This is a genomic window from Synechococcus sp. A15-44 (assembly GCF_014280115.1).
Lineage (GTDB): Bacteria > Cyanobacteriota > Cyanobacteriia > PCC-6307 > Cyanobiaceae > Parasynechococcus.
In genome coordinates, this window is the sequence record NZ_CP047938.1 from 675418 (window position 1) to 694063 (window position 18646).

Annotated in this window: 22 protein-coding genes; 12 read left to right on the forward strand and 10 right to left on the reverse strand. The window is 62.4% G+C overall.

Features of this window, described 5'->3' with window-relative positions; all coding sequences use genetic code 11:
- Positions 1-3: 3 nt before the first annotated feature.
- Both argB and SynA1544_RS03720 read right to left on the reverse strand, forming a co-directional pair.
- Complete coding sequence (gene argB, locus SynA1544_RS03715) at positions 4-885, reverse strand: acetylglutamate kinase (protein ID WP_114987976.1); 882 nt, start codon at positions 883-885, stop codon at positions 4-6.
- A gap of 3 nt (positions 886-888) precedes the next feature.
- The gene (locus SynA1544_RS03720) at positions 889-1431 is read right to left on the reverse strand and encodes a DUF2854 domain-containing protein (protein WP_186514874.1); all 543 of its coding nucleotides are present in this window, start codon (positions 1429-1431) and stop codon (positions 889-891) included.
- A 69-nt stretch (positions 1432-1500) separates the two neighbouring features.
- On the opposite strand from SynA1544_RS03720, the gene SynA1544_RS03725 reads away from it, so the two are divergent.
- On the forward strand, positions 1501-1689 hold the full coding sequence (locus tag SynA1544_RS03725) for a hypothetical protein (protein ID WP_115132126.1): 189 nt from the start codon (positions 1501-1503) through the stop codon (positions 1687-1689).
- Positions 1690-1718: 29 nt separating this feature from the next.
- Here the strand turns inward: SynA1544_RS03725 and SynA1544_RS03730 are convergent, their stop codons facing one another.
- On the reverse strand, positions 1719-2177 hold the full coding sequence (locus SynA1544_RS03730) for a single-stranded DNA-binding protein (protein ID WP_025362150.1): 459 nt from the start codon (positions 2175-2177) through the stop codon (positions 1719-1721).
- Between the two features lie 29 nt (positions 2178-2206).
- Between SynA1544_RS03730 and SynA1544_RS03735 the strand changes: the two genes are divergently transcribed.
- Together SynA1544_RS03735 and cutA are read left to right on the forward strand one after the other, a co-directional pair.
- Positions 2207-2998: a precorrin-6A/cobalt-precorrin-6A reductase gene (locus tag SynA1544_RS03735; RefSeq protein WP_186515437.1), complete on the forward strand. Its 792-nt coding sequence runs from the start codon at positions 2207-2209 to the stop codon at positions 2996-2998.
- The gene (gene cutA / locus SynA1544_RS03740) at positions 2991-3335 is read left to right on the forward strand and encodes a divalent-cation tolerance protein CutA (protein WP_186515438.1); all 345 of its coding nucleotides are present in this window, start codon (positions 2991-2993) and stop codon (positions 3333-3335) included. The genes SynA1544_RS03735 and cutA overlap by 8 nt, the downstream gene beginning before the upstream one ends.
- Here cutA and SynA1544_RS03745 read toward each other — a convergent pair.
- The 4 genes from SynA1544_RS03745 to SynA1544_RS03760 form a co-directional block, all read right to left on the reverse strand.
- Positions 3304-4317 (reverse strand): adenosine kinase, encoded by a 1014-nt coding sequence (locus SynA1544_RS03745; protein ID WP_186514875.1) that lies wholly within the window; start codon positions 4315-4317, stop codon positions 3304-3306. The genes cutA and SynA1544_RS03745 overlap by 32 nt on opposite strands.
- Before the next feature lie 41 nt (positions 4318-4358).
- A complete protein-coding gene (locus tag SynA1544_RS03750) occupies positions 4359-5678 on the reverse strand; it encodes an adenylosuccinate synthase (protein ID WP_170950485.1) in 1320 nt (439 codons plus the stop codon).
- Positions 5679-5764: 86 nt separating this feature from the next.
- Entirely contained in the window at positions 5765-6190 is a 426-nt protein-coding gene (psb27, locus tag SynA1544_RS03755; protein WP_115009487.1) for a photosystem II protein Psb27, read from the reverse strand.
- 24 nt (positions 6191-6214) lie between these two features.
- Positions 6215-7996, reverse strand: a complete 1782-nt coding sequence (locus SynA1544_RS03760) for a proline--tRNA ligase (protein WP_186514876.1) — start codon at positions 7994-7996, stop codon at positions 6215-6217.
- 147 nt (positions 7997-8143) lie between these two features.
- Here SynA1544_RS03760 and SynA1544_RS03765 point away from each other — a divergent pair, with 147 nt between their 5' ends.
- The 5 genes from SynA1544_RS03765 to SynA1544_RS03785 all read left to right on the forward strand — a co-directional run bounded on the left by SynA1544_RS03765 (position 8144) and on the right by SynA1544_RS03785 (position 10202).
- A complete protein-coding gene (locus tag SynA1544_RS03765; RefSeq protein ID WP_186514877.1) occupies positions 8144-8608 on the forward strand; it encodes a resolvase in 465 nt (154 codons plus the stop codon).
- An 87-nt stretch (positions 8609-8695) separates the two neighbouring features.
- Positions 8696-8956 carry a hypothetical protein gene (locus SynA1544_RS03770; protein ID WP_186514878.1) on the forward strand — a complete coding sequence of 87 codons (261 nt, stop codon included), beginning with the start codon at positions 8696-8698 and terminating at the stop codon, positions 8954-8956.
- A complete protein-coding gene (locus SynA1544_RS03775) occupies positions 8898-9407 on the forward strand; it encodes an inorganic diphosphatase (RefSeq protein WP_115132120.1) in 510 nt (169 codons plus the stop codon). The genes SynA1544_RS03770 and SynA1544_RS03775 overlap by 59 nt, the downstream gene beginning before the upstream one ends.
- Before the next feature lie 69 nt (positions 9408-9476).
- Positions 9477-9836 (forward strand): 2Fe-2S iron-sulfur cluster-binding protein, encoded by a 360-nt coding sequence (locus SynA1544_RS03780; RefSeq protein ID WP_114987966.1) that lies wholly within the window; start codon positions 9477-9479, stop codon positions 9834-9836.
- Between the two features lie 3 nt (positions 9837-9839).
- The gene (locus SynA1544_RS03785; RefSeq protein WP_186514879.1) at positions 9840-10202 is read left to right on the forward strand and encodes an arsenate reductase family protein; all 363 of its coding nucleotides are present in this window, start codon (positions 9840-9842) and stop codon (positions 10200-10202) included.
- Here SynA1544_RS03785 and SynA1544_RS03790 read toward each other — a convergent pair.
- A complete protein-coding gene (locus SynA1544_RS03790; protein ID WP_186514880.1) occupies positions 10165-11670 on the reverse strand; it encodes a hypothetical protein in 1506 nt (501 codons plus the stop codon). The two genes, SynA1544_RS03785 and SynA1544_RS03790, sit on opposite strands and share 38 nt — an antisense overlap.
- Positions 11671-11748: 78 nt before the next feature.
- Between SynA1544_RS03790 and lepB the strand changes: the two genes are divergently transcribed.
- Positions 11749-12414 (forward strand): signal peptidase I, encoded by a 666-nt coding sequence (gene lepB, locus SynA1544_RS03795; RefSeq protein ID WP_115009459.1) that lies wholly within the window; start codon positions 11749-11751, stop codon positions 12412-12414.
- On the opposite strand, the gene SynA1544_RS03800 is transcribed toward lepB, so the two are convergent.
- Together SynA1544_RS03800 and SynA1544_RS03805 are read right to left on the reverse strand one after the other, a co-directional pair.
- Positions 12404-13669, reverse strand: coding sequence for a dihydroorotase (locus SynA1544_RS03800; protein WP_186514881.1), 1266 nt, complete (start codon positions 13667-13669; stop codon positions 12404-12406). The two genes, lepB and SynA1544_RS03800, sit on opposite strands and share 11 nt — an antisense overlap.
- A 4-nt stretch (positions 13670-13673) precedes the next feature.
- Complete coding sequence (locus tag SynA1544_RS03805) at positions 13674-15002, reverse strand: histidine phosphatase family protein (protein ID WP_186514882.1); 1329 nt, start codon at positions 15000-15002, stop codon at positions 13674-13676.
- A 76-nt stretch (positions 15003-15078) separates the two neighbouring features.
- On the opposite strand from SynA1544_RS03805, the gene SynA1544_RS03810 reads away from it, so the two are divergent.
- From SynA1544_RS03810 to SynA1544_RS03820, 3 genes are read left to right on the forward strand one after another with little or no spacing between them, the layout of a single operon-like run.
- Positions 15079-16341: a CPBP family intramembrane glutamic endopeptidase gene (locus tag SynA1544_RS03810; RefSeq protein ID WP_186514883.1), complete on the forward strand. Its 1263-nt coding sequence runs from the start codon at positions 15079-15081 to the stop codon at positions 16339-16341.
- Positions 16342-16344: 3 nt separating this feature from the next.
- Positions 16345-16833 (forward strand): hypothetical protein, encoded by a 489-nt coding sequence (locus SynA1544_RS03815; RefSeq protein WP_370594096.1) that lies wholly within the window; start codon positions 16345-16347, stop codon positions 16831-16833.
- A complete protein-coding gene (locus tag SynA1544_RS03820; RefSeq protein ID WP_186514884.1) occupies positions 16833-18638 on the forward strand; it encodes a penicillin-binding protein 2 in 1806 nt (601 codons plus the stop codon). The genes SynA1544_RS03815 and SynA1544_RS03820 overlap by 1 nt, the downstream gene beginning before the upstream one ends.
- Positions 18639-18646 lie beyond the last annotated feature (8 nt).

Consider the following 18646-nt stretch of genomic DNA (forward strand, 5'->3'; position numbering starts at 1 on the left):
CCTCTAGCCGCGTCCCACCACCATGGTGCCGATGCCGGCGTCGGTGAAGACTTCGAGCAGGAGGGCATGGGGAACCCGGCCATCAATGATGTGGGCGGCTGACACGCCCTGGGCCAGGGCGCGGATGCAACATTCCGTTTTGGGCGTCATGCCCCCTGCGACCACGCCGTCCTCGATCAGCTGTCGCGCCTCTGAGAGGCGCAGTTTGCGGATCAGCGAGTCGGGGTCATCGCGATCTTCAAGGATGCCGGGGGTGTCGGTTAGCAGGATCAGTTTTTCGGCTTCCAGGGCCGCCGCCAGCTCTCCCGCCACCGTGTCGGCATTGATGTTGTGGGCTCGCCCGTCATCGGGGGTTGCGGCAACGCTGGAAATGACGGGCACATACCCCTTCTCCAGCAGCGGTTCGAGCACATCGGGATTGACGCGGGCAACATCCCCCACCAGCCCATGGCTGCCATTCCCCCAGGGGCGTGCCTCCACAAGACTTCCGTCACTTCCGCTCAGACCAACAGCACGGGTGCCGAGCTGATTGAGGCCATTCACGATCTGCTTGTTGACGCGGCCCACCAGCACCATCTCCACCACGTCCATGGTGTCGGCGTCGGTGACGCGCAGTCCGTCGCGGAATTCGGCGGGAATTTCCAGACGCTGAAGCCACTGGTTGATTTCGGGCCCGCCGCCATGCACCACCACGGGTTGGACGCCGACGCAGGCCAGCAGAGCCAGGTCGCGAAAGACAGCCGCCCGCAGCTCGGCATGGGCCATGGCGGCCCCGCCGTACTTGATCACGATGCGCCGACCGGCGAAGCGCTGGATGTAGGGGAGGGCTTCGCTGAGCACCGACACCCTGAGGGCGTCATCGTTGTTCTGGGTGGATTGGGCCATGGCTTAGGCCTCACCTGCCGGAAGCAGAACAACGTCCAGCCGTTGTTCATCCAGTTTCTTGAGTTCCGCTCGCATCCCCTTGGCGAAGAAACGCCCCAGCCGCTCCTGCCGCTCTTGCCAGCGTTCGAGGGGAACGGCTCCCAGCAGGAAACGCATCCGTAGGCCATAGCCACTGTCGGAATGCAGCTCTTCGATCTCTTCCAACTGCGGTGGGGTGTCTTCATCCCAGAGTTTGAGCGCTTCCAGCGACGACTCCAGGTGGGCCTTCTGGCCGTAGCGCCAGCGCGTCACATCGCCGAGCAATTTGCCCAGTTCTGGGGCTGCAGCTTCGCGTTCCTTTTGAAACGTCTTCACCGGTGTCACCCGGATGGCGGGTGGCAGCTCCGACGATTTCAGGGCCAGCCCCCCCAACAAGATCGGGATTCCGTAGAAAATCGTGGGCAGGCTGAGGTTGGCGCTTCCGGTGGCGTAAGCGGTGGCACCGACCACGGTCAGCACGCCTCCGGCGATGGTGACGAGGCTGCCGGGGGAGAAGAAATCCTTCATGAAGGCCTTGGCTTGATCGTCATTTTGACCTCTAGTCCATCAGGATGGAGATCCACTACCCCGAGCCAGATGCCAGATCCATCGTCGACCGGGATCGATGATCTGCTCCAGCAGCTCGACCGTGATCGCAGCTGGTTGCTGCAGCAGATCGATGGGGGCCGCTGGCCCGAGCTGCGGCTGGATCTTGCCGCCCTTGAACGGGAGCTCGGGCAACTGATCACCCGAGCTTCAGAGCTGCAGGACGAAGCGGGCCGTTAATCGCCGACGACCCATGATTGTCCTCTGATTCAGAAGGGGATGTCGTCGGTGTCGGGCACCAGGGGCGCCGCATTCCAGCTGGCCGGTTCGGGCTCTTTTGCCACCTTGGTCGGTGCAGCAGCGGGGGCCTGGCGGCTGGGGGCCGGGGCTGAGGGGTTGCCGGAAGGAGCTGCACCCGTGGCTGCCGCGCCGATGGGATGAAGCCGAGCCAGGGTGAATTCAGCCCGTTTTTCCTTCATGCCATCGCCCCGGGGCATGGTGTTCATCCGCAGCCGGCCTTCGATCAGCAGCCGCTGCCCGGTCTGCACACGGTTCTGCAGTTCCTGGGCCAGGTTGCCCCAGCCCACCACTTTCAATTCACCTGGCGGATCACCCTCCCGAAGGGGGTCAAAGCGCACGGCCATCTCCGCAATGGGAGTCTGGTTGTCCTGGGTGTATCGAACCGTCGGTGCGTCGATCACCTCCACTTCGAGCACGCAATGGTTCATGGCTTGAGCTGGTGTCGGCGCACATCCTGATGCAAGGCCCCGCGAATGACCAGCGTCGTGTCCTGCTGCTGGCTGGAACCGGTGATGGGCCGCGCTTGGTGAAGGAGCTCTCCCGCCGCCATTGGCGTGTGAGCGTGAGTGTGGTGACGGCAACTGCAGCGAAGGCCTACGCGGGATTGCCGGTGGAGCGCATCTCAATTGGTGCCCTGCAGGGCGTTGGCGGAATCAAGGCAGCTCTGCATCAGGCCGGCCCTTTCCGTTGGGTGGTGGATGCCACGCATCCCTTTGCGGCTCGAATCAGCCATGACCTGGTCACGGCCTGTGCGGATCTCGGCCAACCGTTGCTGCGTTATGAGCGTCGCCTTGAACCGCTGGGGGCGGCCTCTCTCCTGGCTGATGCCGATGCGTTGGCGGCCCAACCGCTCCAGGGCCAACGCCTGCTGCTGGCCATTGGAGGTCGTCATCTTCCGGCCTTGACTGCTGCTGTGCGCCGCGCCGGAGCCATCCCCTATGGCCGTGCGCTTCCGTCCCCCGATGGATTGCGCGCCGCCTTGCGGGCAGGTCTGCCCCCGGATCACCTGGCCGTGGTGCGCCCTCTGCAAGGGGAGGTGCCGGGGGCGATCGAGCGGTCTCTTTGCCGTCGCTGGGGCATTGGCGTGGTGCTCTGCCGCCAGTCCGGTGGTGTAACGGAACAGCTCTGGCATCAACTCACCACAGATCTGGGGCTGAGCTTGCTGCTGTTGCGGCGTCCCTCCCCCCCCGACGGAATGGAATGCGTCGAGGATGTCAGCAGCCTGATGGATCGGCTTGAGCGTGATTGAAGCGAGTGGGCTCGTGCTGGCCCTCACCACGGAAGCGAACGCTGAGCGCGCCCAACAGTTGGCAGAGGCCTTGCTGGAGCGCCATCTCGTGGCCTGTGTGTCCATCCACCCCGTTCAGTCGTTCTATCGCTGGGAGGGGTCGCTGCAGGCGTCCCATGAGGTTCAGCTGCTGATGAAGACCTCAGCTCAGCGTGTGGACGCGCTGAGCTCGGCCGTCTCCGAGCTCCACAGCTACGACACCCCCGAGTGGTTGTGCTGGCCGGTGACGGCATCATCGGCCTATGGGGCCTGGGCCATCGCTGAGCTCAGTTCAGATGCGTCTCCGCCAGCTGCTTGAGGGAGGCCTGGGAGCGGGCCCCCAATTGGGTCACAATCTGGCCGGCGCAGAGGGCTCCGAGCTCACCACAGCGCTCCAGTGACTCGCCCTGGGTGAAGCCATGCAGAAATCCCCCGGCATAGAGGTCGCCTGCTCCCGTGGTGTCCACCAGATCTCCCAGGCCGAAGATGCCGATATCCCAGCACTGGTCTCCACTCAGCACGACGGACCCCTGGGCACCACGGGTGATCGCAATCACTGAGCAGCAGCCGCGCACCCGCTCGAGGGCCTGGTCGAAATCGTCGGTCTCGTAGAGCGACTGAATTTCAACGTCATTGGCGAACAGCACGTCGACGTGACCATTCACCAGCTCGAGAAAACTGGCTCTGTGCCGATCCACACAGAAGCCATCGGACAGGGACAGAGCCACCTTGCCACCTGCTTCACGGCAGGCTTCGGCGGCGGCGATGAAGGCCCGTTTGGCGGCTGGACTGTCCCAGAGGTAGCCCTCCAGGTAAAGCACCTTGGCCTGCTTGACCATGGAGAGGTCGAGATCCTCGGGTTCTAGTTGGGTGGACGCCCCCAGGAAGGTGCACATGGTGCGCTCGGCATCGGGCGTGACGTAAATCAGGCAGCGCGCTGTTGTGGCTCCACTGGTGGCTGCTGGGGTCTCAAAGCGTGCCCCAACGGCCCGGATGTCGTGGCTGAAAATGCTGCCGAGCTGGTCATCCCGGACGCGGCCGATGAAACCGGCGCGTCCGCCGAGCTGCGCGATGCCCACCATCGTGTTGGCGACCGATCCACCGGAGGTCTCGAGGCCCGTTCCACTGGCTTTGTAGAGAGCTTCGGCCTGTTGTTCATCGATCAGCGCCATGCCCCCTTTCTGGAGGCCGTGTTCAGCGATGAAAGCGTCGTCCGTCTGCACCAGAACATCAACGATGGCGTTGCCGATGCCAACGACATCGAGACTGCAATCGCTGGGGAAACGGGTCTCTGATGACATCGGGGCGTGGAAAGCAGCCCCGAAGTATGAACGTCAGCGTCTCAGGCGCTCAACAGGGCTCGCTTGGGACCATGGATCGGATCTTCGACAACGATGGTCTGATCACGGCTGGCCCCAAGGGAGACAATGGCGATCGGCACTTCCATCAGATCGGCGAGGAAGCGCAGGTAATCCATGGCTGGCTTGGGGAGATCCTCAAGGCTGCGGCATTCCTCGGTGGAGCACTGCCAGCCAGGCAGTGTTTCGAAGATGGGTTTGCACTGGGCGAAGTCATCGGCACTGCTGGGGAAGTGCTCGATTCGCTCGCCATTGAGTTCATAGGCCACGCAGACCTGAATTTCGTCCAGTTCGTCCAGCACATCCAGCTTGGTCACGGCCAGACAGTCCAAGCCGTTGACCTGCACGGCGTAGCGACCGATCACGCCGTCAAACCAGCCACAGCGCCTCTGGCGGCCCGTGGTGGTACCGAATTCGCCACCCCGTTCCGTGAGCTGGTCATTCAGGCTTCCGCTCAGCTCAGTGGGGAAGGGGCCTTCACCCACGCGGGTGGTGTAGGCCTTGGCAACGCCGATGACGCGGTCAATCAGGGTTGGGCCCACGCCTGCACCGATGCAGGCCCCGCCGGAAACGGGGTTGGAGGACGTGACGTAGGGGTAGGTGCCGTGGTCCAGGTCCAGCAGCGTGCCCTGGGCACCTTCGAACAGGATGTTCTTGCGATCTCGCGCTGCCTGATGAATCGTCTGGGTGCACTCCACCACGTGGGGAGCGAGGCGCTTGCCGTATCCCAGATATTCCTGGATGACGTCTTCGGCGTTCAGGGGCTCAACGCCGTAAATGGTTTGAAGAAGTTCGTTCTTCTCCTGCAGTGGGCCTTCAAGGCGATCCCGCAGCCGCTGTTCGTCCAGCAGGTCGATCACACGGATGCCGCTGCGCTGCGACTTGTCGGCGTAGGTGGGGCCGATTCCACGGCCTGTGGTTCCGATCCGTCGTGCTCCCCTCTGCTTCTCCATGGCCTGGTCGAGCAGGCGGTGGTAGGGCATCGTCACGTGGGCTGTGGATGCCAGACGAAGCCCGGAAATATCAATGTCGTTGGCGATGAGCATGTCCAGCTCACCGAGCATCACCTTGGGATCCACCACCGTGCCGGATCCGATCAGACAGATCGTGTCGGGATAGAGGATTCCAGAGGGAATCAGGTGCAGCTTGAGCACACGATCGTCAACAACGATCGTGTGGCCTGCATTCACACCACCCTGATAGCGGACCACCACATCGGCGGAGCGGCTCAGGAGATCGGTGATCTTTCCTTTTCCCTCGTCACCCCACTGCGCTCCGATGACGACAACGTTGGCCAAGAACACGGCGGCCCGAAGCCGCAGATCTGCACAATCCGCGAGTATCTCAGATCTCGGGTGGACTCGTCAAAACCGAGCTGGTTTCGGGGGGCTCAGCTGCCCCGGACTACTGATTTCTCAGCCTTGTTGAGTTCCTTGGCGATGCGGTCATGCAGCGCTTCCGGCAGGGGGCGATTGGCGTAGGAGGCGTAATGACCAGCCAGCGAATTCAGCGCGGTCTGCATCGTGGTGAAGGAGCTGAGTCCGTTCACACGGGGCTGGGGCCGATAACGGGACATGTAGTCGTTGATCAGGGCCCGGGCGTCGGCTTCAGCTTCAGCGTGGGTGGGATCGTCCTGAGGCAGGTCGATCACCGTCAGCAGAGTGCGGGAGACCGCCACGGTGTCTTCCACGTAGTCGCCGCTCAGACGAGCTTCAGCGTCCCCACTGCAGGCCGTCAGAAGGAGGCATAACCCGAGGCCGAGGGCTACGGCGGCCCTGCTGAGGGAGCGAAGCAGGCGTGTCAGTGCGGAGAGCATGAAACCCTTCAGTGTCATTCGACTTTAGGGGTGGAGTCCCTTGATCAGGCAGGTCACAGCCTCAGCGTGGGGAAGCTTTTGCACCTCGCGGCTGCTGCGGCACACCAGTTCAACGGTGCCCTCGCTGGCGTCGCGTCCCACCACGATCCGCCAAGGGATGCCGATCAGATCCGCGTCTTTGAACTTGACGCCGGCGCGTTCCTTGCGGTCGTCGATCAGCACATCCACCCCAGCGTTCTGAAGCTCCGAGTAGAGCGCTTCCCCCAGCTGCGCCTGGGTGTCGTCCTGAATGTTGGCCACGACCACGATCGCCTCGAAGGGTGCGATGGCCGTCGGCCAGCAGATGCCGCTGTCATCGTGATGCTGCTCGACGGCAGCCTGCGCCAATCGCGAAACGCCGATGCCGTAGCAACCCATCCAGAACGGTTCGGTCTTGCCGTTCTCGTTGGTGAAGCGGCTCTCCATGGCCTCGGAATATTTCCGGCCCAACTGAAAAATGTGGCCGACTTCGATGCCTCTTTTTTCCGTCAGTCGTGATTCAGGGTTGTGTTGGCAGACGTCGCCGGCTCGTGCATTACGCAGATCCAGGCTGGTCGGCTTTTGCCCGATGGCCGTCCAGCTGGTGTTGAAACGGTGCAGATCGGGTGTGTTGGCACCACAGATGAAGCTGCCGAGTTCGCTGGCGGTTTCATCAGCCAGACGCAGGAATGTTGGCTCCCAGGTCTTGGCTCCCTGCAAGACGTCATCGGAGAGGTCAGGCCCGATCGATCCAAAGGGGAGCGGATCAATCTGCTGAAGGTTGTTGTCCTCTGGTGTGATCGGGCGGCAATCGAGAACACCCTTGTTGAGGGTTCGGCTGACCGCGTTCACGACCTTGGTGGGATTGAGCTCTTGGTCACCACGGAGGCTCACCAACAGCGGTTGGAGGGTCTCATCGTCCAGGGTCGCCACGAACAGCAGCACCTTCACCACCTGGCTCGGATCCCAGCCTTTGGCGTCGCAGAGGCTTTCGATGCTGCCCAAGCCAGGGGTTGGAATCGATTCCTCCGGGCCGTCGGGAAGAGGAGATGCGGCGGATGGGATCGAAACAGCCTTTTCTTGGTTGGCGGCGTATTGGCCGTCATCGCTGATCAGGATCAGGTCTTCCCCGGCATCCGCCGTCACCATGAACTCCTGGGAGGCGGCGCCGCCGATCGCGCCGCTATCGGCATCGACAGGGACGGCATCCAGGCCACAACGTTCAAAGATGCGGCGGTAGGCCTGATCCATCACGCCATAGGTCTCGCGAAGATCCGCTTCGCTGGCATGGAAGGAGTACGCGTCCTTCATGATGAATTCGCGGCCTCGCATCAGTCCGAAGCGGGGACGGATCTCGTCGCGAAATTTGGTCTGGATTTGATAGAGGTTCACCGGGAGCTGCCGGTATGACCTCAGCAGCTCCCCTGCCAGGCTGGTGATCACTTCTTCATGGGTCGGACCAAGCCCCAGTTCTCTGCCCTGGCGGTCTTCGAGGTGGAACATGATCCCCTCGCCAGCGGTGTAGCCCTGCCAACGCCCGCTCTTCTGCCAGAGCTCAGCAGGGTGCAGCTGCGGCAGCAGGGTTTCCTGGGCGCCGGCGCGGTTCATCTCCTCGCGCACCACGGCGGTGATCTTTTGCAGCACCCTCCACATCAAGGGGAGGTACGCGTAGATCCCTGATCCCACGCGACGGATATACCCGGCCCTGAGAAGCAACTGATGCGAGGTGATCTCCGCTTCGGCGGGAACATCCCGAAGCGTCACCAGCAGCAGGCGGGAGACGCGCATCAATCGCAACAAAATGGGATTTGGAAGTTATCACCGCTTCGGAGGCATGCCGATCGCGGAAGTGTCTGTTTTGCTGGAATTCCCCTGGGCGCCCTGAGTCTCGACTGCTACCGTCCAGCTCAATCCAGCCTGTCCAAGGCCCGTCTCATGTTTCCTCGGTCCGTTGAATCTGTGGCGACAAGCGTTCAACAAGCGACCGAACTTTCCATGGATCCGGCCCATGCGTCAGCTCAAGCCGAGGCCCTGGTGGGGATCGACGACGTTCAGAAATCCCTGAACCGCTCTCGTGCTTCGGTGTATCGCTACACCAACACAGACCCACGCAACCTCAACCCTCCGTTCAACCCCCGCAAGCTGAACCCGGAGTACCGCAGCGATCAGAAAGATCCGCTGATGTTCCACCCCAATGAGGTGGCGCGCTTCGCCAAAGATGTTCTCCGCATCAAAGAAGTCACTGTTGAGGTGCTGAACTCTCCATCAACGGCGACGCAGCAAATCCTGGGATCGATCTTTGAGGAGCTTCGGCTGATCCGTACCCATCTCGAGGCGAGTGGGGCATCCACTTCTGATCTGAGCGCACGACTCGACCAGCAGGACCGGCCCGCTGCTTAATGATCGGTGCGTCCTGCTTTTTGCAGTGACAGAATGAGTTCAACAGTGTTGTGATCGGAAGAGGGAGCTTTTCAAGCCCCCCGTTTTATGGCCTCAGATGTTCCCCACCCGTCTCACGACGACGCCATCACGTCTTCGGAGGCGGATGAGCCGTTCAGTCGTCGCGCCTCGTTGACGGCCATCAAAGGACTGCTGATTGCTGTTGTCAGTTTCAGTGCTCCCCTTGTGGCTGTGATCACGGACCGAACCTTCCCTTCTCCGCGACTGATCCCCACCGCCTCGGATCGGCATGGATCTCCATCAGCTTCCCCCGTCACCTTCGCCAGGCTTGGTGAATCTCATCGTTGAGATTCCGGCAGGAAGCAGAAACAAATACGAGTACTCCGCCGAAGCCGGCGTGATGGTTCTGGATCGGGTGATGCACTCCTCGGTGCGTTACCCCTTTGATTACGGCTTCATCCCCAACACGCTGGCGGAGGATGGATCTCCCCTCGACGCCATGGTGATCATGGCTGAACCCACGTTCGCTGGTTGCCTGATTAAGGCTCGCCCCATCGGCGTGTTGGACCTCCACGACAAGGATGTTTATGACGGGAAGATTCTCTGTGTCCCGGACGCAGACCCCCGTCAGGACGAGATCCGCAGCATTCGTCAGATCGCTGCCTCCCAGCTGGAGGATGTCGCGGAATTCTTCAGGACTTACCGCACGTTGCAGGGCAGCGTCGTATCGATTGATGGATGGCGCGACCTCGATGCGGTTCAGCCATTGCTTGATTCCTGCATCAATGCAGCCGATTGATTTCAGGCAAGAGCCCCTTGATCAGGCCTGATGCTTGTAAGTTGGTGCGCACTGAGATTTGCGGAACCCGTGCCCACCATCCGATTCGAGCAGGAAGGCCAGCAGGTTGGCTGCATCGAGGGCGCAAATCTGCGTAAGGCTGCACTTGATGCGGGCGTCAATCCCTACAAGAGCCTCAATAACCTCAACAACTGCAGTGGCGTTGGTCAGTGCGGCACCTGCGTGATGGAGGTGGTTGAAGGGCAAGCCAACCTGTCCCCCCGCAGCGATGTTGAAGAGGTCTATCTGGCCGATCGTCCTGCCAACTTCCGCCTGAGCTGCCGCACCACAGTTTTTGGTGATGTCACCGTTCGCACCCGCCCCGCTGAAGGTGTGGGCCGCGGCTCCAACAGCCTCGTTGGTGCGATCAAATCCCTGTTCGGCCGCTGAGCCTTGGCCGGAACCCTTCAAGTTTACAGCTACAACCGCTGCAGCACCTGTCGAAAGGCATTGGCCTGGCTCACTGAGCGAGGCATTGCCCATGAGGTGCACGACATCACCCTGACTCCACCGTCGAAGGAGATGTTGGTGGCCGCTCACCAATCCCTCGGTGACAGGAAACTGCTGTTCAACACCAGCGGCCAGAGCTATCGCGCCATGGGCGCGGCAGTAGTGAAGGCTCTGTCGGATGACGAGGCTCTCGAGGCTTTGGCTGCTGATGGAAAGTTGATCAAACGACCGTTCGTGGAGGTAAATTCCTACACCTACCTCACCGGCTTCAAGCCTGATCTTTGGGAGTCGGCCTTCCAGGGTTGAAGTTCAAGCCATCCAATTCGCTGATCAGGGCGTCCACATCGCCTTGGTCGCGGATCTGACGGAAGCTTGAGCGTTTGATCTCTTCCAAAAGGGCGACCAGCAGATCCTGGCTGCGGCTCAGCACAGGCCCCTGTTCCAGGGTGTGGGCCAGCTCCTCCCAGAGCCGATCCAAGGCCTCGGATCCAAGCGATTCCAGAACAGGGTCCCGCTGACCGATGCGGTTTCCGGCTCCCTTGGACAGGTCGAGCACGGAGGTCACCATGCTTTCTGCCAGCTGGCGGCTGAATTCCGATTCGGCGTTTTGCAGTCCAGGCAGTCGCCGCAGGGCATCCGGCACCACGTTCCGGTCCAAGCTCTGCTGCATCAGATGGCTGATCACGGCTTGCAGTTGCGGTCGCATGGCCGGGCCAATGCGGGTGAGCAGAAGGGGAAGCCACAACCGCAGCAGCTCGATCACCTCCCGCTCATCGTTCAGATCACTGCTCTGGTAGCTGCAGAGTCCGCGAACCCTCTCCGGCAGCTGTGGTGATCGAATCAGTTGCTGCAGGGCATCGACCACCCTGACGGCGATCACTTCAAACAGCTCCAAAGCCAACAGGGCCACCACGCCGCGGCTGATCACGGCACGCAGCGGTTCGAGTTGCAGGAGGCCCGCTCCGCAAAGCCGTTCTGTGACCGGAACCACCCGGAGCCAGCGCGCAAACGGCAGCAGCAGGGGCAGGTCGATCCAGCGGCGTAACAGGGCATCGCGCCAGCGGATCGCTGGATAGCGCTGTTTCAGGCGCCAGGCACGCAGAAGAATGTCGAGCAGAAACAGCAGTTGAAATGGCGTGTCGATGCGCCAGCTCAAATCGCTAGGGCGCCCATTTTCATCGATGCTTCGCCAGTAGTTGCTCTCCACCAGCGGCAGGATCTGCTGGCTCCAGAACTGACGCTCCTGGCTCCAGGGGGAGCGTTCCAGATGTTCGGGGCTCAGGAGAAGGTTGGCGGAGTCACGGGCTGATTCCAGGCCGGTGCGAGCGCGCAGTCGGTTCTTGAATTTTTCAAGGGCGCCGGCTTGGCCTGAACTGATGAACGGATTGCTGTCCATCAGCGCTGTGGTGAGCACCACCTGGTGCTGCAGCAGATCGTTGCTTTCCGCCGTACGCGGGCCGTTTTGCTGCAGGGCCCGATCCAGGGCGGTGAAGGCCTTGAGGTAAGCCTCGGTGTCGCGATGGGGTTCGATGCCCTTGAGGGGATCCAGCCACGGGGTGATGTCCGGCAGCCAGGGCAGGGGAACCACCAGGGGAAGCGATGGCACCGGATAAAGATTGCGTTGCAGCCAGAAGTTGCGCAGGGGGATGTAGGTGAGGTCGATGGAGACCCAGGTGAGATTGACTGCGGCAATGACAGCAATGGCCTGGTCCCACCGGCGCCAGCTGAACAGGCCGTGTTGGGGCTTGAGGGCTTGCCAGCGTGGACGGATCATGGGGCCTGCAGGCTCCCCCTATCGTGGGTCGAAAGATTGAGCCTGCCCACATTGAACACGGAGAGAGAACCTTCCGATGTGAAGGGCAGAGTGAGCGCGATCTGGGAGTTCTGGGCCCCTTTTCTGTTCACGGTTTCGCTGTATCTCCTGCTCCGGCAGTTCGCCTTTGAAGCCCGCTACATCCCTTCGGGATCAATGCTGCCGGGGCTTCAGGTGGGCGACAAGTTGATCGTCGAGAAGCTGTCCTACCGCTCCCGACCTCCTCAGCGGGGGGAGATCGTTGTGTTCAATTCCCCCAGTGCCTTTGATCCCGTTTGGAAATTGGAGGGGGGGCAGCCCAATCCACTGAAGTGCGGCTTCGTTACCTTCCCGGGCATCAGCTGGGTTGTGGATCGTGTGCTGTTGCAGCGCTATCCCGAATGTGAGGCCTGGATCAAACGGGTGGTGGGTGTTCCTGGTGATGTCGTGGAGGTGAACAGCCGCGGTGCCGTAAGCATCAACGGCACGGCCTTCAACGAGCCTTACGTCACCAATTTCTGCTCCGATCGCGACGGAATGATTGGCTGCAAGGGCCTCTATGCCGTGGTCCCCGAAGGCAACGTTGTTGTTCTGGGCGACAACCGCCGCAACAGCCAGGACGCCCGTCGTTGGCCAGGCGGCCCGTTTTTGCCAGACGATCAGATCATTGGCCGTGCCGTCTTCCGCTTCTGGCCCCCTTCGCGCATCGGTTCGCTCAGCAATTGAGGCCACAGGCCACAACGCGTCCCTGAAGCTCGCGGCCCAGCCAGGGAATGTTGGCGGCACGCGGTGCGCCGGGGGTGTTGCTGCTGATGGTCCAGCGTTGATCGGGATCGAACAGCAGCCAGCGCCGGCTGCCCTGCTCAAGCTGTTCAGGCGGCTGGTCGATCAGAGCCGAAGGCCCAAAGCTGAGGGCCTGCCAAAGATCTTCCGTGGTCCAGCGGCCCGGCCGCACCAGGGCATTCCACAGCGCAGCAACCACCACATTGTGGCCGCTGAGGCCTGCGGGGCGCTGGTCGCCCGGCAACAGCATGTCTTCCGCATCCAGAGGAACAGCATGCACAGCCACGGCAGTGATCGTTCGCTGCTGAACGGCCTGGATCAACTGCTCGCGATCGTCCGGGCCACCGAGGGAGGGGCAGACGCGCCAGCCCTGATCGCTGCTGGCCAGCATGCTGCGGTCGGTCAGCAGATGCCACCAGCTCACGCTGCTCAAGGGAGGGGGCTCGCAGGCTGAAAGCTGGTTCACCGCCGCTGCCGTGGAGAGGTTCATCAGCCGCAGTTGTCGTTCCGGATGGCGTTGATGCAGCAGCAGCAACTGGCTGAGGGGAAGGGTCTCGCTGGTGGTCGGATCCGCTGGCCACCCGGCTCGCAGCGTCTCCACCCCTTCCCTCACCAGGCCTTCCCCCTGCAGAGCGGGATCCCGGGGTGCCACCAGCACCGGGCATCCCCCCATCTCTCCGAGCAGCAGTCCCCGTTCCAGCAACGGGGTTGGAACCATGGCATCGTCATCGGCAAGGCCGATGGCACCGTGTTCGAGCAGATCACCATGGGGGGCCAGTTCCTCGGCCTTGCCGCCGCGGCTGAAGCTTCCCCAAAGGTGGAGGCGAACCGTTGCCGCCTGATCCTGATCGATGCTGAAACCCTGAAGCCGTTCCGGGCCATCACGCCAACTGCTGCTGCGGGGGAGCAGAGCAATCTGTCCGTAGCCTGCTGCTGCGGCGCAGTGCCGCAAGCTCACAGCTGTCTCGTGATCCCCACTGAAGGGGGTTTCAAGGACGGAATGGGGATCGACCAGGCAGGGGGCCACCAGTTGCTCCGGTGCGGGAGTGGCGTTGAGGCCAAGGCCGAGGGCCAGCTGTCGGGCCTCGTCGTCAAAGCCGACCAGCACACCCCGATCGATCAGAACTGCGCCCTGCTGCACTGCGTGTCCGGGGCCACGCAGGACGCGCACCGGATCCAGCAGCAAGGTGTCGTTCATGACGTCAGAGAGCGCCTGCTGCCGTGCGGTCAATCACGCTTCCGAAGTGGGAGGTGAGGTTGAGACAGGTCACCACTGCAGGCTGGCCTGGATCGGCAGCAATGTCGACCACCGTGACGCCACCATTGCCCTGTTTGACCGCCCAGATGTCGGCCGGAGTCAGTCCCAGCAGGTCGCACAGAATCGTCTTGTTCACGGCGTCGTGGGCCACCACCAGCACCGTTTCATCGGCCTTCAGCTGACCAGCGATCTCTCCCCAGCTCCGGACGGAACGGGCCCAGACGTCCTGGATGGTCTCGCCCTCGGGCATCTGCACGGTTTCAGGAGCCCGCTTCCAGGTGTCCAGCAGCTCCGACCAGCCGTCTTTGATCTCGGATTCGAGTTTGCCTTCCCACAGCCCGTGACCGATCTCCACCAGGCCGTCGATCTGGGTCAGGGACACGTCGGGGTGTGCCTCGAGAATGATCTGCGCCGTTTCGGTTGGGCGTGACAGGGTGCTGCTCCAGGCCCGATCGATGGGGATGTCTTTGAGGAAATCGCGGGCGGCCGCGGCTTGACGGCGACCGTTCTCATTCAGCGGAATATCGATCTGCCCTTGGAAGCGGCCGGCTTTGTTCCAGTCGGTTTCGCCGTGGCGCACCAAAATCAGCCTGGCGTTTTTGCCTTTCTCCGGCAGCGGTTGCAGGTGTGTGGTGCTGTTCAGGCATTCGATCTGCACCTGGGGGCCGTTGTCTCCCGGCCGGATGTTGAAGACCGAAAGGGAGGTGTTGTCGACGCGGAGACGCCGGAAGCCGTGGTCGGGTTCCCCCAGCAGCACCAGCATCAGGCAGCGCAGGATGGCGTTGTGGGCCACCACCAGCACCGTGTCGTTGCCATCGATGGGATGGCGCTTCAGTAGGTTGGAGATGAAGCCCCGCGCCTGTTCCATCAGCTCAGGAAGGGGCTTGTATGTCGAGCCATCCCGCCGTTGGAGCTCCAGCTCCATGGGGCGGTGCTTCCAGGTGCTGTAGGTCTCTGCTGATCCCTCCATGAGGTCGGTGATGGTCTGACCCGACCAGGGCTCCAGATCCACTTCCAGCAGTCCGTCATCAAAGACTGGATCTGGGGCCTGGCCGCCTTGGGTCTCCAGCAGGCTCGCCGTCGTCGCAGCCGCCCGCTGCAAAGGAGAGCTGTAGACGGCCTGAATGCTCACGTCCTGAAGCGAGCGGCCCAGGGCCCGGGCCTGCTCATGCCCCTCCTCGCTGAGGTTCGAGAGATCATCGCGGCCCTGGATCCGCCGTTCCTTGTTGAAACTGCTGAGACCGTGGCGGACCAGAAGAAGACGAAGGGGCACGGTTCAGCGTCAGGGCGCGGCCATCGTATGGAAGCGGCCTTTCGGGGGGACAATCGTGGGCAGTTGACGCCCGCTGGTGCCCAGTTCCCCACAACCGGTTTCCCCGCGCTGGAAGGGACTTCTGGCGGCCTTGTCCCTCGCTTTGGCCGGTTTCATCTGGTTGTCGGGCTTGATGGACAGCCTCTCGCGACCTTCGGTGGCACCGGCCCTGAGCCTTCAGCAGCAGGAGCTGACGCTTCTTGCTGAACCAGCGGTGCCGCCCCCGTTGCGGGGCGCTCTCCTGGGGGAGTCGCCGCGGGATGCGCTGCTCAAGGCCCTGGAGGGCATCAGCCCAGAGGAGCGCAATGAGCGGCAGCAACAGATGCTTCTGCTGTTGCAGGGCCAAGGTTCCGCATCAGCGGAGCTCGATCGCCAAGGCGACGACCCGTTGCTCCAGCAGTTGCATTGCGAAGCGGGCGCCTCTGACCCGACGCTCTGCATCGATGCTGCAGCCGCGGGGCAAGCGGCGTTCCGTTTGGCCGTCAGCACGGTGCTGCCCCTGGTGACGGCCCTGCTCGGTGGACTGTTGCTGCTTGGTCAGGCCTGGCGTCTGCTGCGAGGTCGGCTGATGGCCTGGCCCGATGTTCAGGGGCCGGAGCTGACCCTGGTTGATATGGCCCTGCTGGTGGCCGGTGGCTTTGTGGTGATCAGTGCCGTTGGCGTTCCGCTGGTGGCGTTTCCGTTGGTGGGTGCACTGACGGCGGGGCTGGGCAGCCCTCGTCGTGAAGCCGTGAGTGTGGTGATCAACTACGGCGTGATGGCTCTGCCGAGCCTGCTGATCCTCTGGCGGCAACTGCGGTCGCTGCCCAGGGAGAGGGCACCGCTGGGGGGATGGATGCAGTGGCGTGTGCGTCCGCTGCTTTCAGCTCTGCGGGATGCCCTGGCGAGCTGGTTGATGGTGACGCCGGTGGTGATGCTCACAGGGTGGTTGCTCATGCGCCTGGTCGGTGATCCCGGGGGCAGCAATCCGCTGTTGGAGTTGGTGCTTGGCAGCCGTGATCCGCTTGCCCTGGCCTTGCTTGCGCTCACTGCGGTTGTGCTGGCTCCGCTGTTTGAGGAGACGATCTTCCGCGGTGCCTTGCTGCCGGTGTTGGCGACCCGGCTCGGTCCCCTCCCGGGGGTCCTGCTCAGTGGCCTGTTGTTTGCCATGGCCCACATCAGTGTTGGCGAGTTGGCGCCGCTCACGGTTTTGGGGGTTGGGCTTGGTTTGGTGCGGCTGCGCAGCGGACGCCTGTGGCCCTCGGTGCTGATGCATGGGCTGTGGAACGCCGTGACGTTCCTGAACCTGCTGCTGCTCTGAGCCTTGCCCGGCCTTGCTGCAGGTGGTTCACTGGCCTATTCGCCTGTGATCCCGGTGGTTGCCGCTCCGGAACAGCGTGCATCGACCACGGCTTTCGAGCTGATTCAAGGGTCACTGTCCTCCGGACGCATTGCACGACGCTCCCCTCTCCTTGGAGGGCTCCATCGCCTGATGGACGGCACGCTGCTGGGATTGATTGCTGCGGTTGCCGTTCTGGCTGGTCTCACGCTGCACTGGCAGCATCGCTGGACCCTGTCCTTCCGTTTGCTGGAGGCAACACGCACCCAGGCGCATCGATTGACGGAATCAACCGCTGTGATGGAACAGCATCTGTTGCTGCGTTCGCAGCAGCCCAACCGCCTGGTGCCAACACAGGTGGCCAATCTGGTGCATCTTGATCGCCCCGATCCGGGCGCGTTGCAAACCTCCGCCTCCTCGCCCATGACATCGCTCCGCGCCCTGGGGAATCAGCCCATTCGGGCCGGCTACTGATGACGCGGGCGTCGGGGCGTCGACCCATCCGTTCGCGCCGCTCCCGCGCGCGGGTTGTTTCCCTGACCCAGGTTCCCCCCAAGCGGCTTTGGATCATCTTCTGGATCCTGGCGGCAGGTTTGCTGGGGCTGGTGGGTCGCATGGCCTGGCTGCAGTTGGTGCAGGCTCCCGACCTGGAACAGCGGGCCCGTCAGCTGCAAACCCAGCGCACCCAACCCTTGGGGCAACGCCGTCCGATCGTCGATCGCACCGGCCGTTTGGTCGCGATGGATGAAAAGCGGTTCCGGCTCTGGGCCCATCCCCGCTACTTCAACATGCCGGGAGATGCCCCCAACCTTGTCCGCCCTGCCGAAGATGTGGCGGCGGTGCTGGCCGATCCCTTGGCTCGTCCTGCGCCTGCGCTGCTGAAGGCCATGGGAACCCAGGCCTCGGGGATCAAATTGGCTGAGGAGCTGGATCCGGAAACGGCCGATCGCATCCGGGCCCTTGGAATCAGCGGCCTGGATCTGGAGGCCTATCCCCAGCGGGTGTACCCCCAGGCGTCGTTGTTCGCCAACGTGGTGGGCTTCCTTAATGCGGAGCGGAAACCTCAAGCGGGTCTTGAGCAGAGCCGTGATGGTGATCTTGCCCGCCATGAGCAGACCCGATACCTCCGCCGTGGAGCCGATGGCACACCGTTGCCGGCCAACCTCGCTCCTGGAGCCTTCTATGGCGATGATTTACGGCTTCAGTTAACGCTGGATTCCAGGCTTCAGCAGGTGGCCTTAACCGCTTTGGCTGAGCAGGTCGCCAAGTGGAAGGCACAGAAAGGTGCCGCGATCGTGATGGATGCCACCAATGGTGAGCTGTTGGTGCTCGCATCGACACCCACCTACGACCCCAACCGCTACTGGGATTTCCCCGCCGGGCGGTTTCGCGAATGGTCTGTTCAGGATCTCTACGAGCCGGGCTCCACGTTCAAGCCGATCAATTTGGCGTTGGCACTTCAGGACGGTGCTATTCAGCCAACCGATCGAGTGAACGACATCGGGCAACTCACCATCGGAGGTTGGCCGATTTACAACCACGACAAGCGGGCCAATGGCCTTGTGGATTTCGCCACTGTGCTTCAGGTGTCAAGCAACGTCGGCATGGTTCAGGCCATGCGTCGTCTCGACGATGACGCTTACTGGAACTGGATGGAGCGTATCGGCATCAATCAGCGTCCCGACACCGACCTTCCTGGCGCGGTTGCAGGACAGCTCAAAAGCAAGGAGCAGTTCACCAGTCAGCCGATCGAGCCGGCGACGACGGCCTTTGGTCAGGGGTTTTCGCTCACACCGCTCAAGCTGGTGCAGCTGCACGGGATGCTGGCCAACGGTGGCAAGTTGGTCAGTCCCCACATCACCCGTGGCTTCCGCTCGGGTGATGCTTTGGCACCGGCGGCGGCACCCAGTGGGCAGCAGTTGCTGAACCCGGAGGTCACGCGCACGGTGCTCCAGTGGATGGAATCTGTGGTGGATCAGGGCAGTGGCAAGGGTGTGAAAACGCCCGGCTACCGAATTGGTGGCAAAACAGGAACGGCGCAGAAGGCCCTGAATGGGATCTATCTCCCAGGAGCCAAGATCTGCAGCTTTGTGGCGACCTTGCCGATTGAGGATCCCCGTTATGTGGTGTTTGTGGTGGTAGATGAGCCCCAAGGTGAACACGCCTATGGCTCCACAGTGGCCGTTCCTGTCGCCAAACAGATCATTGATGCCTTGCTGGTTGTGGAGCGCATCGCCCCCTCAAAACCTGCTGAATTGAACAAGCTTTTGAACAGCTGACGCATCAA

Bases quoted from the DNA above. Each gene is read 5' to 3' on its own strand.
- argB (WP_114987976.1), bottom strand. From the start codon at position 885: ATGGCCCAATCCACCCAGAACAACGATGACGCCCTCAGGGTGTCGGTG.
- SynA1544_RS03720 (WP_186514874.1), bottom strand. From the start codon at position 1,431: ATGAAGGATTTCTTCTCCCCCGGCAGCCTCGTCACCATCGCCGGAGGC.
- SynA1544_RS03725 (WP_115132126.1), top strand. From the start codon at position 1,501: ATGCCAGATCCATCGTCGACCGGGATCGATGATCTGCTCCAGCAGCTC.
- SynA1544_RS03730 (WP_025362150.1), bottom strand. From the start codon at position 2,177: ATGAACCATTGCGTGCTCGAAGTGGAGGTGATCGACGCACCGACGGTT.
- SynA1544_RS03735 (WP_186515437.1), top strand. From the start codon at position 2,207: ATGCAAGGCCCCGCGAATGACCAGCGTCGTGTCCTGCTGCTGGCTGGA.
- SynA1544_RS03745 (WP_186514875.1), bottom strand. From the start codon at position 4,317: ATGTCATCAGAGACCCGTTTCCCCAGCGATTGCAGTCTCGATGTCGTT.
- psb27 (WP_115009487.1), bottom strand. From the start codon at position 6,190: ATGCTCTCCGCACTGACACGCCTGCTTCGCTCCCTCAGCAGGGCCGCC.
- SynA1544_RS03760 (WP_186514876.1), bottom strand. From the start codon at position 7,996: ATGCGCGTCTCCCGCCTGCTGCTGGTGACGCTTCGGGATGTTCCCGCC.
- SynA1544_RS03765 (WP_186514877.1), top strand. From the start codon at position 8,144: ATGTTTCCTCGGTCCGTTGAATCTGTGGCGACAAGCGTTCAACAAGCG.
- SynA1544_RS03770 (WP_186514878.1), top strand. From the start codon at position 8,696: ATGGCCTCAGATGTTCCCCACCCGTCTCACGACGACGCCATCACGTCT.
- SynA1544_RS03775 (WP_115132120.1), top strand. From the start codon at position 8,898: ATGGATCTCCATCAGCTTCCCCCGTCACCTTCGCCAGGCTTGGTGAAT.
- SynA1544_RS03790 (WP_186514880.1), bottom strand. From the start codon at position 11,670: ATGATCCGTCCACGCTGGCAAGCCCTCAAGCCCCAACACGGCCTGTTC.
- SynA1544_RS03800 (WP_186514881.1), bottom strand. From the start codon at position 13,669: ATGAACGACACCTTGCTGCTGGATCCGGTGCGCGTCCTGCGTGGCCCC.
- SynA1544_RS03820 (WP_186514884.1), top strand. From the start codon at position 16,833: ATGACGCGGGCGTCGGGGCGTCGACCCATCCGTTCGCGCCGCTCCCGC.